At 38.8% G+C, this 16,773-nt stretch carries 15 protein-coding genes; 7 read left to right on the forward strand and 8 right to left on the reverse strand.

Annotated features, from left to right (window positions below):
• Positions 1 to 10 precede the first annotated feature (10 nt).
• The 8 genes from noc to rpmH all read right to left on the reverse strand — a co-directional run bounded on the left by noc (position 11) and on the right by rpmH (position 7,234).
• Positions 11 to 868 (reverse strand): nucleoid occlusion protein, encoded by an 858-nt coding sequence (gene noc, locus ABC361_RS20415; RefSeq protein WP_413075652.1) that lies wholly within the window; start codon positions 866 to 868, stop codon positions 11 to 13.
• Between the two features lie 120 nt (positions 869 to 988).
• Positions 989 to 1,702: a 16S rRNA (guanine(527)-N(7))-methyltransferase RsmG gene (rsmG, locus tag ABC361_RS20420; protein ID WP_413075653.1), complete on the reverse strand. Its 714-nt coding sequence runs from the start codon at positions 1,700 to 1,702 to the stop codon at positions 989 to 991.
• 10 nt (positions 1,703 to 1,712) lie between these two features.
• Positions 1,713 to 3,602 (reverse strand): tRNA uridine-5-carboxymethylaminomethyl(34) synthesis enzyme MnmG, encoded by a 1,890-nt coding sequence (gene mnmG / locus ABC361_RS20425; protein WP_413075654.1) that lies wholly within the window; start codon positions 3,600 to 3,602, stop codon positions 1,713 to 1,715.
• A 49-nt stretch (positions 3,603 to 3,651) separates the two neighbouring features.
• The gene (gene mnmE, locus ABC361_RS20430) at positions 3,652 to 5,022 is read right to left on the reverse strand and encodes a tRNA uridine-5-carboxymethylaminomethyl(34) synthesis GTPase MnmE (protein ID WP_099304926.1); all 1,371 of its coding nucleotides are present in this window, start codon (positions 5,020 to 5,022) and stop codon (positions 3,652 to 3,654) included.
• A gap of 131 nt (positions 5,023 to 5,153) precedes the next feature.
• Positions 5,154 to 5,786 (reverse strand): RNA-binding cell elongation regulator Jag/EloR, encoded by a 633-nt coding sequence (gene jag / locus ABC361_RS20435; RefSeq protein WP_413075655.1) that lies wholly within the window; start codon positions 5,784 to 5,786, stop codon positions 5,154 to 5,156.
• Between the two features lie 14 nt (positions 5,787 to 5,800).
• On the reverse strand, positions 5,801 to 6,619 hold the full coding sequence (yidC, locus tag ABC361_RS20440; protein WP_413075820.1) for a membrane protein insertase YidC: 819 nt from the start codon (positions 6,617 to 6,619) through the stop codon (positions 5,801 to 5,803).
• A 49-nt stretch (positions 6,620 to 6,668) separates the two neighbouring features.
• Complete coding sequence (gene rnpA, locus ABC361_RS20445) at positions 6,669 to 7,031, reverse strand: ribonuclease P protein component (RefSeq protein ID WP_413075656.1); 363 nt, start codon at positions 7,029 to 7,031, stop codon at positions 6,669 to 6,671.
• A 65-nt stretch (positions 7,032 to 7,096) separates the two neighbouring features.
• Positions 7,097 to 7,234 carry a 50S ribosomal protein L34 gene (rpmH, locus tag ABC361_RS20450; RefSeq protein WP_035396906.1) on the reverse strand — a complete coding sequence of 46 codons (138 nt, stop codon included), beginning with the start codon at positions 7,232 to 7,234 and terminating at the stop codon, positions 7,097 to 7,099.
• 547 nt (positions 7,235 to 7,781) lie between these two features.
• Here rpmH and dnaA point away from each other — a divergent pair.
• From dnaA to gyrA, 7 genes are all read left to right on the forward strand, one after another.
• Positions 7,782 to 9,134 carry a chromosomal replication initiator protein DnaA gene (dnaA, locus tag ABC361_RS20455; RefSeq protein ID WP_413075657.1) on the forward strand — a complete coding sequence of 451 codons (1,353 nt, stop codon included), beginning with the start codon at positions 7,782 to 7,784 and terminating at the stop codon, positions 9,132 to 9,134.
• A gap of 177 nt (positions 9,135 to 9,311) precedes the next feature.
• Positions 9,312 to 10,454, forward strand: a complete 1,143-nt coding sequence (dnaN, locus tag ABC361_RS20460) for a DNA polymerase III subunit beta (RefSeq protein WP_099304874.1) — start codon at positions 9,312 to 9,314, stop codon at positions 10,452 to 10,454.
• A 163-nt stretch (positions 10,455 to 10,617) separates the two neighbouring features.
• Positions 10,618 to 10,836 carry a S4 domain-containing protein YaaA gene (gene yaaA / locus ABC361_RS20465; RefSeq protein WP_413075658.1) on the forward strand — a complete coding sequence of 73 codons (219 nt, stop codon included), beginning with the start codon at positions 10,618 to 10,620 and terminating at the stop codon, positions 10,834 to 10,836.
• Between the two features lie 2 nt (positions 10,837 to 10,838).
• On the forward strand, positions 10,839 to 11,957 hold the full coding sequence (gene recF / locus ABC361_RS20470) for a DNA replication/repair protein RecF (RefSeq protein ID WP_413075659.1): 1,119 nt from the start codon (positions 10,839 to 10,841) through the stop codon (positions 11,955 to 11,957).
• Positions 11,958 to 11,960: 3 nt separating this feature from the next.
• Positions 11,961 to 12,242: an extracellular matrix regulator RemB gene (gene remB, locus ABC361_RS20475; RefSeq protein ID WP_413075660.1), complete on the forward strand. Its 282-nt coding sequence runs from the start codon at positions 11,961 to 11,963 to the stop codon at positions 12,240 to 12,242.
• A 27-nt stretch (positions 12,243 to 12,269) separates the two neighbouring features.
• Positions 12,270 to 14,192 carry a DNA topoisomerase (ATP-hydrolyzing) subunit B gene (gene gyrB / locus ABC361_RS20480; protein ID WP_413075661.1) on the forward strand — a complete coding sequence of 641 codons (1,923 nt, stop codon included), beginning with the start codon at positions 12,270 to 12,272 and terminating at the stop codon, positions 14,190 to 14,192.
• 45 nt (positions 14,193 to 14,237) lie between these two features.
• Complete coding sequence (gyrA, locus tag ABC361_RS20485; RefSeq protein ID WP_413075662.1) at positions 14,238 to 16,739, forward strand: DNA gyrase subunit A; 2,502 nt, start codon at positions 14,238 to 14,240, stop codon at positions 16,737 to 16,739.
• The last annotated feature ends 34 nt before the right edge of the window (positions 16,740 to 16,773 follow it).

A 16,773-nucleotide genomic window follows, 5' to 3' on the forward strand; every position in this document is an offset into this window, starting at 1 on the left:
AATAGATAGATCACTTTTTAGGTATTCTGATGGTAAATTGATAGAAATCATCGTTATCTTCTTCATCTGTATCGACTTTCAAACCTGTCTTCATCACCATGTCAACGGATTGGCGAATCGTATTCATTGCAATTCGCATATCTTTTGGGTATGACTTTCGGGTCGATTTTTTCTTCTTAACTTCTTCCTGTTCTTCTACTTCAGGGTACAGGAAACGTTGAACTAGTTCTTCTGTTTGTTTTACATTAAGTTGATTTGCAACAACTTGTTCTAAAATCATCTCTTGTGCTTCGTGGTTATCTTTTAATCCAATAAGTGCTCGTGCATGTCTTTCAGAAATAGAGCGGTTTAAAATGGCGTCCTGTACTTTTTCTGGCAAATTCAATAAACGTAATTTGTTTGCAATCGTTGACTGGCCTTTACCTAATCGTTGCGCAAGGCTTTCTTGTGTTAATTGATGAATTTCAATTAATTTAGCATAAGCGACTGCTTCTTCAATTGCAGTTAAGCCTTCTCGTTGTAAATTTTCTATAAGGGCGATCGATGCTGTTTGTGAGTCATTAAACTCTTTTATAATTGCAGGTATGGTTTCCCAGCCTAAAGAAGAAACAGCTCTAAATCGGCGCTCCCCTGCAATAATTTCGTATTTTTCTTCTCTAATACGGACAACAATTGGTTGAATGACACCATGTGTACGAATTGTTTGTGCTAACTCCGTGATTCGCTCTTCATCAAAAACCGTTCTTGGCTGAAAGCGATTTGGTACAATGTCTTGAATTGGAATTTGTTTTACTTCCTCATTCTCAATGAGATCAGCATCGTCATTTTTATCATTAAAGCCAAATAGGCGTGAAAACGATTGCTTCATCGCCTCAGACACCACCTTTTATTAAATAACCATCATTTGTATTTCGACACCTATAAAAGTCATTCCTTTATTGAAATGAATGTGTTTCACGTGAAACAGCTGTATCCTGCATCTACCTACTTAAACAATTGGCTGCTTATTAGGCGTTCCAGGCTTTCTAGGATACTTTTTCGGCGTTGATTTTATTTTTTTTATCGTTACGATATGACGGTCACTTTTTTCAACTGGTAAAGAAAAGAAATGATTATGTTCAATTTGTCCACCTAATGTTTTAATTGCTTTTTCTCCATCATTAAGCTCTTGATTCGTACCTGCAGCTTTTAAAGCAATAAAAGATCCATCTACTTTCGTAAAAGGCAAGCATAGTTCTGCAAGAACTGACATTCGTGCAACTGCTCTAGCCGTCACAATATCATATTTTTCTCTATGCAAGCTGCTTTTACCTGCTATTTCTGCACGATCATGGTAAAAAGACACGTTTGTGAGCCCTAACTCATCTGCTAAAAATGTCAAAAATCCAATTCTTTTATTTAAGGAATCAATAATGGATACCTGTAAATCAGGATAAAGAATTTTTAATGGTAAACTTGGAAAACCTGCGCCTGCGCCTATATCTAAAATAGACTGATTCGTAAACGGGAAATAAAAACTAGGTGTAATAGAATCATAAAAGTGTTTCAAATACACGTCATCTTTAGCAACAATTGCCGTTAAATTAATATTTTCGTTCCACTCAACGAGCAGTTCGAAATAACGATTGAACTGCTCTTTTTGAGTAGAAGAAAGAATAATATTTTTTTCAGCAAGTAATTCTGGAAACTTCTCGTAACTCATATAAACAACCTCACGATGATGTTTTGGCAAGACGTCCTTGCTCTAAATACACGAGCAAAATTGATACATCTGCAGGATTCACACCAGAGACACGAGAAGCCTGTCCTACAGATAATGGTCTAACCAGTTTTAATTTTTGGCGAGCTTCCGTCGCTAGGCCTTGTATGGCATCATAATCAAGGTCTTCAGGAATTTGTTTACGTTCCATTTTCTTTAATCGATCAACTTGCTGCCATTGTTTTTCGATATATCCTTCATACTTGACTTGGATTTCTACTTGTTCACATACTTCGTCATCAAGTTCCTGTTCTGGCTGAGGGATCACTTTTAATAAATCCTTATAGGTCATTTCTGGACGTTTTAACATGGCTTCTGCTTTTAATGCTTCGTTCATTTTATTGGAGCCCACTTGTTCCAACAGCTCATTAACGTCTTCTGATGGCTTAACAATTAGACCTTTAATGCGTCCAATTTCTTCTTCAACAGCTTGTTTCTTATGCAAAAAACGTGCATAGCGTGCTTCAGAAATCAAGCCAAGCTCAAACCCTTTTTCGGTCAAACGCAAATCTGCATTATCGTGACGTAAAATTAAGCGAAATTCTGCTCTAGACGTTAATAACCGATAAGGTTCATTCGTCCCTTTTGTCACTAAATCATCAATCATGACGCCAATATAAGCATCAGAACGGTCTAAAATAAGCGGTTCCTTGCCTGAAACTTTTCTAGCAGCGTTAATGCCTGCAACAACACCTTGACCAGCTGCTTCCTCGTAACCAGACGTTCCGTTAATTTGACCAGCTGTAAATAGGCCTGGAACTGCTTTTGTTTCTAATGTTGGCCAAAGTTGAGTTGGAACAATCGCATCATATTCAATTGCATATCCAGGACGCATCATTTTTACCGCTTCAAGTCCAGGAATTGTTTTCAACATAGATAGTTGAACATCTTCAGGTAAACTAGTAGAAAGTCCTTGTACGTATACCTCTGTCGTGTTTCGACCTTCTGGCTCAAGGAAAATTTGATGTCGTGGCTTATCGTTAAAGCGGACAATCTTGTCTTCAATAGATGGGCAATACCTTGGTCCTGTTCCTTCTATCATACCTGAATACATCGGGGAACGTCCAAGATTTTCACCGATAACTTCATGTGTTTCTGAGCCAGTGTACGTTAGCCAGCAAGGTAGCTGATCCGTAATATACTTTGTAGTCTCATACGAAAAGGCTCTTGGCGTCTCATCACCAGGCTGAATTTCTGTTTTTGTATAATCAATCGTATTCCCGTTCACTCTAGGTGGGGTACCGGTTTTAAACCGAACGATATCAAAACCTAGCTCTTTTAAATGGTCGGATAATTTAATAGAAGGCTGCATATTATTTGGACCAGACTCATAAGAAAGTTCACCTAAAATGATTTTCCCCTTTAAATAGGTTCCAGTTGTAATCACAACAGCTTTTGACCGGTATTCAGCGCCAGTGTTCGTAATTACACCACGACACTCACCCTCTTCAATGATTAGGCGGTCAACCATCCCTTGACGCACTAAGAGATTTTCTTGCTCTTCAAGGGTTTTTTTCATCTCATGTTGGTACTGAAATTTATCTGCTTGTGCGCGTAACGCGCGAACTGCAGGACCTTTTCCCGTATTCAACATACGCATTTGAATGTGCGTTTTATCAATATTACGAGCCATTTCGCCGCCTAGTGCATCAACCTCTCGGACAACGATTCCTTTGGCAGGACCACCTACTGATGGGTTACATGGCATATACGCAATGGCGTCCAAATTTAGCGTAAGCATAAGGGTATTTGAACCCATTCTTGCGGCAGCAAGTCCGGCTTCTACACCTGCATGACCAGCGCCAATGACAATTACGTCAAATGAATCGGCTTGGTAATTCATGTTTATTTCGACTAGGTTTATCCTAGTCTCCCTTCCTTTCATAAGAAATTTATTTTCCTAAGCAAAACTGAGAAAACAATTGATCAATTAAGCTATCTTGTATATCTTCTCCAATAATTTCACCTAATAATTCCCATGTGCGCGTGACATCAATTTGAATCAAATCAACCGGTACATCGGCTTCTGTCGCTTGTAAAGCTTCTTCCGCTCGACGTTTGGCTTCATTTAAAAGACCAATATGCCTTGCATTCGACACATACGTAAGATCTTGTCCTTCAATATCGCCAGCAAAGAATAATTGATTAATGGCTTCTTCCAATTGATCAACGCCTTCGTCATGAATTAAAGAAGTTGTCACAACAGGGCGACCGTTAGCATATTGATAGACTTTTTCTAAGTCAATTGCTTGTTTTTGATCCGTTTTATTTACAATGATCACAACATCCATATCCATAACAGCTTCAAAAAGTGCTTCATCTTCAATCGTTAACGCTTCACTATTATTTAATACAAGCAAGATTAATTCAGCTTCTTTTAATGCTTTTCTGGAACGTTCAACACCTATTTTTTCGACAATGTCTTCCGTTTCACGTATGCCAGCTGTATCTATTAGCCTAAGGGGCACACCACGTACATTGACATACTCTTCTAGTGTGTCTCGCGTTGTTCCTGGAATATCTGTCACAATCGCTTTTGATTCATGAACAAGGCTATTCATTAACGATGACTTCCCTACATTTGGCCGGCCAATAATCGCCGTAGCAAGTCCTTCACGTAAGACTTTTCCCTGTTTAGCTGTGACAAGCAATTTATTTATCTCTTCTATGACAGGCACCATCTTTTCTTGAATAATGGCTTGAGTCATCGTTTCCGCATCATATTCGGGGTAATCAATGTTTACTTCCACCGCAGCAACTGTTTCAAGTAATTGCTGTCGCAGTTGCTGGATTTTTCCCGATAATCGCCCTTCCACTTGGCGCATTGCCACGTTCATGGCTTGATCCGATTTAGATCGAATTAAATCCATGACACCTTCTGCTTGCGACAAATCAATTCTACCATTTAAGAAGGCACGTTTTGTGAATTCTCCCGGCTCAGCCAATCGAGCTCCATGTGCTAACGCTGCTTGCAAAACACGGTTAACCGAAACCAACCCACCATGACAGTTGATCTCAACAATGTTTTCGCGTGTGTAGGTCTTAGGTCCATGCATCACCGTAACCATGGCCTCTTCTATCACATCATTTCCTTCTACCAAATGTCCATAAGTAATGGTGTGTGTGTTCACTTCATTTAGTTTTGATGTGCCTTTAAAAAGTTTATCACTAATATCTATAGCTTGATCTCCGCTGAGCCGGACAATCCCGATTGCTCCTTCACCAAGTGCTGTTGATATTGCTGCGATCGTATCCACATTAATCACCTCCGTAAATTACAGCTTCAACTAATAAGAATAGCATACGCATAGTTGAAAAGCCATTGCTTGACTGTGAACTTTCTTTTCCAGATTTTTATTTCGAAAAAAATAAGAAGTGCATCAAGTTGCACTCCTTATTTCTTAGGTTCAATGACAACATGTCTCTTCGAACCGTTGCCTTTTGATTCAGTTGTAACGTCCTTGCTATTCGCTAGCGTTGTATGAATAACTTTCCGCTCTCTAGCAGGCATTGGTTCTAACACTACTTTTTCGTTCGTAGACGTTGCCTTTTTACTCACACGCAACGCTAGTTGTTTTAGCGTTTCTTCTCGCTTTTCACGATAGCCTCCAGCATTCAAGCGAATACGTGAACCATCAGCTGTTTGTTTAGTAGAAACAACGAGGTTTGTCAGATGTTCCAAAGAATCTAAGGTTTGACCTTTTTTTCCAATTAACTTGCCTTGGCCATCGGTTTCTGTGGCTACTAAATCAACGGATAGATGTTTACCATCCTTTTGATGAGTAACCTTCGCATTGATCCCCATCAGTTCCGTTGTTTTTAATAGAAAGGATTCAGCAACATCCACGGTCTTTGGTTTTAAACGAACTTCAATCACTGCCGGTTTTCCACCAAATAACCCTAAGAACCCTTTTTGCGGTTCTTCAATCACGTCATAAATTAATTGATCTTTTTCTGCATTCAATTCTATTAACGCTTTATGAACAGCTTCATCTACAGTTCGACCTTTCACCGTTTTTGTTGCCATAGTTTGCCCCTTTCTTATTTCCGTTTTTTCTTTTTACTTTTTTTCTTCTTTGTTGAGCTCTTAGATTGATTACTTGATGATTTATTACCCTTTTGAGCGCCTTGATTAACCCCTACCGTCGATTCAAGTCCTCTTTTTCCAGCATTCGGACCTGTCACAAAGTAGGTTTGCAGGATCATAAAGACGTTCCCGACTACCCAGTATAAAATAACTGCGGCTGGCAAAAAGACCCCGATGATTAAAATCATAAATGGCATTAAGTATAGTAAGATCTTAGCTTGTGGATTATTTTGCACCATCATCATACGTTGCTGAACAAACGTTAAGACAAACGCTAACAGCGGCAAGATGAAGAATGGATCAGGATCACTTAATTGAAACCATGCAAAAGACTCTCCTTGAAAATTCTCAGTTCGCATAATCGCATGATAAATCGCCAGGAAGATTGGCATTTGAATCAAAATTGGTAAACACCCTGCAAAAGGATTCACTTTATGGGCTGCAAATAACTTTTGCATCTCTTCATTAAGCTTTAACCGTGTGTTTTGATCTTTCGCACTATAGCTCTCTCTTAATTTCTGCATTTCCGGCTGTAGCTGTTGCATCGCCTTCATGCTTCTTGTTTGTTTTAACATCAATGGTAATAAAATCAGACGAAAAAGAATTGTTACAAGTATAATCGCAAAACCATAGCTGCTTACCCATTCTGCAATAAGAATAATGAGCTGTGATAACGGATACACAAAGAACGAATTCCAAATCCCTGAACTATCAGAGGTAATAGGTTGATCGATACTAAAACAACCAGATAATAAAAGGAGCATGCTCGCCATAATTACGAGCCAGCTAATTCGTTTCACTTTCTTTGCTTCCTCCTAGCTGTTACGTTTCTTTATTTTTTTGTGAACGTACAATCATTTTTGATTTCTTTAATACGTGTTCTAGACTACTTTTAATTTCATGATAGTTCATATCTTTAGCAGGATTACGTGCAATAACCACATAATCATAATTTTGCTTTATTTCCCCTTGGACCTGCGTAAAAACTTCACGAACAAATCGTTTAATGCGATTACGACAGACAGCATTCCCTACTCGTTTTGAGACCGATAATCCAAGACGCAATGAATCTTGTCCCTCTTTTGGGAGAATATAAAGAACAAATTGTCGGTTGGCCATTGAAGATCCTTTATTGAACACAGCCGAAAACTCTTCATTTTTTTTTATTCGTTGCTCTTTTTTCATACGTCACACGACCCTCTTGGCTCATTTGATGTATATACCTGAAAAAGACCACTGATGTCAGTGGTCTATGCAGACAATACTTTTCTTCCTTTTTGACGACGACGAGAAAGTACTTTACGTCCGTTCTTCGTTGCCATTCTAGCACGGAAGCCGTGATTTTTTTTACGTTTACGGTTATTTGGTTGGAACGTTGGTTTACCCATGTATTCCACCTCCTTCGAGGATTTAAATCTTCAGGCACTCCCAAAAATTATATAGAGATTTAACCGTTTATGTCAAGCCTTATTAAAAACTTTCTTTTTTTCTTAAACAATTCTTCTTTTCCTTCTTTTTAACAGCTCGCTCTTTTTAATTGTGGACATTATTTTTACCTCTAATACATTATCTACACGTTATCGACAACGATTTACACATATCTTGTATTGTGGACAACCGAAAACCACTACATCCTGTATTTTGTGGATAAGTTCATTCATCCATTGCGACTACAGCTTCTTTTTGATATGATATAAGAGATTTCTTTCGTGGACAATGTGATTACTAAAAGAACCTGTCCACAGCCTGTGGGTAAGGTTGTGGACAGGTTCTTTGTTTCTGTTTATTTGTTATCCACAGTTTGTTGAAGACATTGATTTTCTCCTCAACATCCTATATTATGAAAACTTCGCTATATTTATTCATACGTATATTTATACCTTAACTTATACAAAAGTTGTACAGTGCAGAAACGTCGCAAAAGGAGGGGCTTTTTTGGAAAATATCCATGACCTTTGGAATAAGGTTCTTGAAGAAATGAAACAAAGAGTGAGCAAACCAAGCTACGAAACGTGGTTGAAGTCAACGACCGCAACTGCTCTTCAAAATGATGTCATCACCATAACAGCACCAAATGAGTTTGCAAGAGATTGGCTTGAGGATCATTATTCTAGCTTAGCAGCAGATATTATTGAACATTTAACTGGAGCAAGATTAAATCCAAAGTTTGTTATCCCGCAGCATGAGCAAGAGGAAGAAGTCATTCAAGAACAACCTACTCCAGCTGCGACAGACGTTAATTTAGCTGCTCAAAACGACACAAATCGTTCGATGTTGAACGACAAATATACATTTAACACATTTGTTATCGGATCCGGGAACCGATTTGCTCACGCTGCATCACTTGCTGTTGCTGAAGCTCCGGCAAGAGCGTATAACCCTCTCTTTATTTATGGTGGTGTTGGATTAGGAAAAACCCACTTAATGCATGCGATTGGCCATTATGTAATGGAACATAATCCAAATGCTAAAGTCGTTTATCTCTCTTCAGAAAAATTTACGAACGAATTTATCAATGCGATTCGCGACAACAAAGCTGTTCATTTTCGCAATAAATACCGCAACGTAGATGTTCTCTTAATTGATGATATTCAGTTTATTGCTGGTAAAATTCAAACACAGGAAGAGTTTTTCCATACATTTAATGCCTTACATGAAGAATCTAAGCAGATTGTTATCTCTAGTGACCGCCCTCCTAAAGAGATACCGACTTTAGAAGATCGCCTTCGTTCGAGATTTGAATGGGGCTTGATTACAGATATAACACCACCGGATCTAGAGACACGAATTGCAATCCTAAGAAAAAAAGCAAAAGCAGAGAATCTTGATATTCCAAATGAAGTTATGCTCTATATCGCGAACCAAATTGATACGAATATCCGAGAATTAGAAGGGGCGTTAATTCGTGTCGTTGCGTATTCTTCTCTCATTAATCAAGACATGAATGCTGATTTGGCCGCGGAAGCACTGAAAGATATTATTCCAAACGCGCTACCAAAGACTCTTAGCATTTTAGATATTCAAAAGCTTGTTGGTGATCATTACCAAGTGAAACTTGAAGATTTTAAAGCTAAAAAACGAACAAAGTCTGTTGCGTTTCCAAGGCAAATCGCCATGTATTTATCTCGAGAAATGACAGATGCCTCACTACCGAAAATCGGAAGTGAATTTGGTGGACGTGATCATACGACCGTTATTCACGCACACGAAAAAATTTCAAAATTACTTGTTACGGATCAAGATTTACAACAAAAAGTTCAAATGATTACGGAGCAGCTTCGACAATAGCTGTGAATAATGTGTATAATTGGAACAAGCCTATCCACAATTTACCCACATGTGAATAGGCTATCTATTTACGCATTTTTTTAGTTATCCACAAACTCACAAGCCCTATTACTATTACTACGACTTTTTTAATAAAAAAAGAATAATATATATGTTTATGAAAAGGAGTATCAACGTATGCATGTCATTATTGATCGGAATCGAATGGTTCACGATGTTCAACACGTAGCAAAAGCTGTATCTTCTAGAACAACAATCCCTATACTTACAGGAATAAAAATCGTTGCCACGAAAAATGGCTTAACATTAACTGGTAGTGATTCTGATTTATCAATCGAAGCCTTTATTCCTACCGTTGAAAACGAACAAGAACTTGTTGAAATTGAACAAGAAGGTAGTATTGTTCTTCAGTCAAAATATTTTACTGAAATAGTAAAGAAATTACCTGGTGAATCAATTGATATTACAGTTCATGATCAATTTGCAGCAACCATTCGTTCTGGTTCGTCTGTCTTTACCCTAAATGGACTTGATCCAGATGAATACCCGCGCCTTCCACAATTGAAAGAAGATCTGATTTTTAGTATGCCGCAAGACATGCTTCGAAATGTTATTCGCCAAACTGTATTTGCGGTGTCCACTCAGGAAACACGTCCAGTATTGACAGGTGTAAACATTGAGACGGAAGAAGATGGATTAATCTGTACTGCAACAGATAGTCATCGATTAGCGATGCGTCGTGCGAAAGTAGAGGCAGAGAATCAAGAGTTGCGTTTTCAAAATGTTGTAATCCCAGGGAAAAGCTTGCAAGAATTGAGCAAAATCATTGAGGATACATCAGATGCTGTTGATATTGTTGTAACGGAAAATCAAATTCTGTTTAAACTGGGTAATATTTTATTTTTCTCAAGGTTGTTAGAAGGGAAGTATCCCGTTACATCAAGTATGATTCCGAATCAATCAAGAACGAGCTTTATTTTAAAAACAAAACCACTTCTTCAAACATTAGAGAGAGCCTTGCTTTTATCACGAGAAGCTAAGAATAATGTAATTAACATGAAAACACTTGGAGAAGAAGAGATTGAAATATCATCAACTTCACAAGAGGTAGGAAAAGTAACGGAGCAAATGGCTGTTGAGAGATTCGAAGGAGAAGAATTAAGAATTTCGTTTAACGGTAAAAATATTATTGATGCGCTTAAAGTCATTGATAGTGAGGAAATCCATCTTATGTTCACTGGCGCGATGAGTCCATTTGTTATACGTCCAATTGAATCAGATCGTTATTTACACCTCTTTTCGCCGGTAAGAACATATTAATACCGATATATGAAAAAAGGTTGGCTAGATTCAATTCGTTTAGTACAATAGAGAAAGAGATTATTTTAGAGCGAACAATACGATACAGCTAACAAATTTAGAGACAGCATTCATTTGACGTGTGCTGTCTTCCCTTCGTCTAGCAGATGGTGAGGTGCACGGAATGGAACAAATAGAGATTCAATCAGAATTTATTACGCTTGGTCAATTATTAAAAGAGACAGGCGCTATTGATACAGGTGGCATGGCAAAATGGTATTTAAGTGAGTATGTTGTGTACGTAAATGGTGAACCGGAAAATCGTCGTGGGAAAAAGTTGCGCCATGATGATCAAATTGATTTAGAGGACGGACAAACCTATTTAATCGTTTCTAAGGTGTAGAGATGTTAATTAAAAAAATTGAATTAACATCGTATCGAAATTACGAACACACGACACTATCGTTTGGCGAAAAAGTTAATGTCTTTATCGGTGAAAATGCACAAGGGAAAACCAATTTGCTTGAGGCAATTTACGTTACAGCACTTGCGAAATCACATCGGTCAAATAAAGACAAAGAACTGATTCGTTTTGATAAAGACTTTTCACGGGTCCATGTAGAAGCTGAAAATCGGACAGGACAAGTTGAGCTTGATTTTATTATTTCGCAAAAAGGAAAGCGCGGAAAAATTAATGGACTTGAACAAAAGAGGCTAAGTGACTATGTAGGAACGATTAATGTTGTGATGTTTGCGCCAGAAGATTTAGAGCTTGTGAAAGGGAGCCCTCAAATAAGACGACGGTTCATCGATATTGAACTTGGACAAATTAGTCCAGTTTATCTTTATGAGCTTTCTCACTATGGGAAAATTATTAAGCAACGAAACGTCTTGCTTAAAGATATGCAATTAAAGAGATCAACAGATTTTACGATGCTTGATATTCTTACGGATCAAATGATTGAGCGGGCAGCTTTTATTACAAAGAAGCGAGCCGAGTTTACAACACAGCTTGAAAAGTGGGCTGTTCCAATCCATCACTCCATTAGTCGAGGAAAAGAGGCGCTTCGCCTGGAATATATCCCGTCTTTAGAGGTATCAGACAAAGGAAATCTGTCGAAAATAAAAGTAGATATGCAAACGAAGTACGAAACGAAAAAAGCAGAAGAGGTTAGAAGAGGAACGACTTTGTTCGGCCCGCACCGAGATGACTTGGCTTTTACGATAAACGATCTTGATGTGCAGAAGTATGGGTCACAAGGACAGCAACGAACAACGGCGTTATCTCTTAAATTAGCAGAGATCGACTTAATCCATGATGAAGTAGGCGAATTCCCTATTCTTTTACTGGATGACGTGCTATCAGAACTAGACGATTATCGACAGTCCCATTTACTAGAAACGATTCAAAATCGAGTACAGACGTTTGTAACAACAACGTCAATTAGTGGGCTACATGAACGTGTACGTGAAGAGGCGTGCATTTTTACTGTAAATCAAGGCGAAGTCAAACGAATGGAGTAAGCGATGTATATTCATGTAGGTGGAGATATTCTTTTACCAATTAACCGTGTTGTTGGTATTTTTCCATATGAAGAAGAAGCGTTACCGAAAGATACGCTCGCTTTTCTTGAAAATCAAACCATACAGAAAACATGCATTGGAAATGTTACAGACGCCATTAAGAGTGTAGTTGTGACAAATCATCATGTGTATTATTCCCCAGTTTCCACTCAAACCCTCTATAAACGCTCAAATGAGAATGTCTTAGATCGTTTAGCTGAGGATGAAGAAGGATCAATTGGTTAAGGACCCCTAATGAGAAGGTGAAAAATTTTGGAAAATGAACAAAATCAAACGTATGATGAAAGTCAGATACAAGTACTTGAAGGATTAGAAGCTGTAAGAAAGCGTCCGGGTATGTACATCGGCTCAACAAGTCAAAAAGGATTACACCACCTTGTGTGGGAAATTGTTGACAATAGTATTGATGAGGCGATGGCTGGTTACTGTGATACGATTTCTTTAACGATTGAGAAAGATAACTCAATAACGGTTGAAGACAATGGTCGTGGTATACCTGTTGGAATCCAAGAAAAGATGGGTCGACCTGCAGTAGAAGTTATTATGACTGTGCTTCACGCTGGCGGAAAGTTTGGCGGAGGCGGATATAAAGTCTCTGGTGGATTGCATGGTGTAGGTGCCTCTGTTGTTAATGCGTTATCCACGTACTTAGAAGTAAACGTCCATTTAGACGGTAAAATTCATAAACAATCTTACTCTAGAGGGGTTCCTCAAGAAGATCTTAACGTGATTGGCGAAACTGAAAAGACTGGTACAGTTATTACATTTAAGCCAGATGGTGATATTTTCAAGGAAACGCTAGAGTTTGATTTCGACACCCTCTCCACGCGAGTGCGAGAACTTGCCTTTTTAAATAAAGGATTAACGATTCAAATTTCGGATAAACGAGTTGAAGAAGAAAAACAAGCGACGTTTTATTACGAAGGCGGAATTTCTTCTTTTGTCACGCATTTAAACCGCACAAAAGAAGCGCTACATGAAGAACCGATTCATGTAGAAGGGGAAAAAGAAGGCCTTACCGTGGAAGTAGCTGTGCAATATAATGATGGCTATACAAGCAGTATTTATTCATTTGCAAACAACATTAATACTCACGAAGGTGGCACCCATGAGTCCGGATTTAAAACCGGTTTAACCAGAGTGATTAATGATTATGCACGAAAAAACAGCTTGTTTAAGGAGAATGACCCTAACCTTAGTGGTGAAGATGTCCGTGAAGGCTTAACGGCCATTATTTCTGTTAAAATCCCAGAACCACAATTTGAAGGTCAAACCAAAACGAAGCTTGGAAATAGTGAAGCAAGAACGATTACTGATTCTCTTTTTTCCGAAAGTTTTTCACGTTTTATGGCAGAAAACCCTACTGTAGCAAGAAAAATTGTTGATAAAGGTTTAATGGCTTCAAGAGCTCGAGAAGCAGCAAAGAAAGCAAGAGAGTTAACACGTAGAAAAAGTGCGTTAGAAGTAAGTTCACTTCCTGGAAAATTAACGGACTGTTCATCGAAGGATGCTTCCAAAAGCGAATTATTTATTGTAGAGGGTGACTCTGCAGGTGGTTCTGCTAAAGGTGGACGTGATCCGCATATTCAAGCAATCCTCCCGCTACGAGGAAAAATCTTAAATGTCGAGAAGGCACGCCTTGATAAAATTCTAGCAAATAACGAAATTCGAATGATTATTACCGCGATTGGTACCGGAATTGGTGAAGAGTTTGATATCGAAAAAGCTCGTTATCATAAAGTCGTTATTATGACTGATGCGGACGTAGATGGTGCGCACATCCGGACATTGATCCTTACGTTTTTCTATCGCTACATGCGTGAGCTTCTTGAACAAGGCTATGTATACATTGCGCAGCCACCACTATATAAGATCGAACAAGGTAGAAATAACGTAACGTATGTGTATTCTGATCGTGAATTAGACGCACATCTTGCAACGATTGAAGATCGATCTAAGGTTGGGATTCAGCGTTATAAAGGACTTGGAGAAATGGACGCGACGCAATTATGGGAAACGACCATGGATCCTGACACGAGAAATATGCTGCAAGTGACGCTTGCTGACGCAATCAAAGCAGATGAGATTTTTGAAATATTAATGGGCGATCGAGTAGAGCCGAGAAGAGATTTCATTCAAGAAAATGCGCAGTACGTTAAGAACTTGGATGTTTAAGAGGAAGACTAAGTGTTTCGCTTAGTTTAATGCGGAGGTTTTTATATGGCTGAAGAAGATGTATCTAGACTTAGAGAACGATTGATTGACGAGGAAATGAGAGAATCATTCATGGACTATGCCATGAGTGTTATTGTAAGTCGTGCGTTACCTGATGCACGGGATGGAATGAAGCCTGTACACCGCCGTATTTTATATGCAATGTTTGAATTAGGGATGACCCCGGATAAACCATTTAAAAAATCGGCAAGGATTGTAGGGGAAGTTTTAGGTAAGTACCACCCACATGGTGACTCTTCCGTATACGACACAATGGTGCGGATGGCACAAGATTTTAGCTATCGCTATATGCTCGTTAATGGACATGGGAATTTTGGGTCTATTGACGGTGATTCTGCTGCGGCCATGCGTTATACCGAGTCAAAAATGTCTAAGATCTCAATGGAACTTGTTCGTGATCTAAATAAAGATACGGTTGATTTTGATGACAACTACGACGGCACCGAGAGAGAGCCAAGAGTACTGCCATCAAGATTTCCAAACCTTTTAGTGAATGGAACATCCGGGATTGCGGTTGGAATGGCAACGAATATTCCGCCCCATCAATTAGGGGAAGTGATTGATGGTGTCTTAGCACTATCGCGGGACCCAGAAATTACGATTCCTGATTTAATGGAACACATTCCTGGACCAGATTTTCCTACTGGAGGGGAAATCCTAGGTCGCTCAGGTATTCGAAAGGCTTACACCACAGGGCGAGGCTCTATAATGGTTCGAGCAAAAACGGATATTGAAGAAAATAAAGGCAAGCAGTCCATTATTGTGACAGAATTGCCTTACCAAGTGAATAAAGCACGTTTAATAGAGAAAATTGCTGAACTTGTTCGAGACAAAAAGATTGATGGGATCAGTGAGTTAAGAGACTCTTCCGATCGAAATGGGATGAGAATTGTCATTGATCTTCGTCGTGATGCGAATGCAAATGTCATTTTAAACAATCTTTATAAACAAACAGCGTTACAAACTAGCTTTGGTATCAATATGCTAGCACTTGTAAATGGCAAGCCTGAAGTATTAAACATTAAACAAGCATTAGAACATTATTTAAAACACCAAGTAGAAGTTATTCGCAGACGTACTCAATTTGATTTAAATAAAGCTGAAGCGCGTGCTCATATTTTAGAAGGTTTACGAATTGCACTTGATCACATTGATGAAATCATTGCTTTAATACGTGGTTCGGAAACAGCTGAAATCGCTCGAAACAGTTTAATTGAGCGCTTTGAGCTTAGCTACGATCAAGCACAAGCCATTTTAGATATGCGTTTACAGCGACTAACTGGACTTGAGCGCGATAAATTAGAGCAAGAGTATCAAGAGATTATGGCTCGTATTGCTGAACTTAAAGCAATTTTAGCAAGCGAAGAACGCGTGTTAGAAGTGATACGTGAAGAGCTAGAATTAGTAAAGCAAAAATTTAACGATGAACGTAGAACAGTCATTTCAATGAATGAAGAGCATCTCGAAGATGAAGACCTGATTCCTCGTCAAAACATTGTCATTACGATTACACACAATGGCTATGTCAAACGACTTCCAGTGTCTACGTATCGTGCACAGAAACGTGGCGGTAAAGGGATTCAAGGAATGGGAACAAATGATGATGACTTTGTTCAACATCTATTTGTAACAAATACGCACCATACGATCCTTTTCTTTACAAATAAAGGGAAAGTGTACCGTTTAAAAGGATACGAAATCCCTGAGTTAGGACGTACTGCAAAAGGAATTCCAGCTATTAACTTACTTCAAATTGATCCAGGCGAAACAATAAGTACAGTCATTCCAATTGAGGATTTCGACGATAATTCTTATTTATTCTTCCTGACAGAGCATGGGATTGCTAAGCGTACAAAGCTATCTGCATTTGCGAATATCCGTAAAGGTGGTTTATTCGCCATTAATTTACGAGAAGATGATTCCTTGCACGGAGTCCGTCTTACAGATGGAGACCGTGAGATGATGATTGGTACGAGACAAGGTATGGCAATTCGTTTTTCTGAGCGTGATGTTCGAGATATGGGACGAACTGCCGGTGGCGTAAAAGGGATCTCCCTTTCAACCAACGACGGTGTTGTTGGTATGGATGTTATTAGTGAAGATCAAAAAGTCCTTGTCGTAACAGAAAAAGGCTATGGAAAACGAACGGAACTTGAAGAATACCGCGTTCAAAGTAGAGGCGGTAAAGGAATTAAGACATGTAACGTAACGGATAAAAATGGTCCACTTGTGTCTCTTAAGATGGTAGGAGAAGACGATGATATTATGATCGTTACAGCGAATGGTATTATTATTCGTACGACCGTCGAAGGAATCTCAACAACCGGAAGAAATACTCAAGGGGTAACATTAATTCGTGTTAAAGAAGGCGAAGAGGTTGCGACTGTAGCCCGAGTCAATATTAACGATGAAGATATGGAAGACCTTGAAGACGGTGATGAAGCAGCAGAAGTTGTTGAAGAAACAAATGAGCAGACCGAAGAATAATAAAAAACCTGTCCTTTAAGGACAGGTTTTTTAT

This window comes from Shouchella phoenicis, from assembly GCF_047238345.1.
In the GTDB taxonomy this organism is placed as follows: domain Bacteria; phylum Bacillota; class Bacilli; order Bacillales; family Bacillaceae_D; genus Shouchella.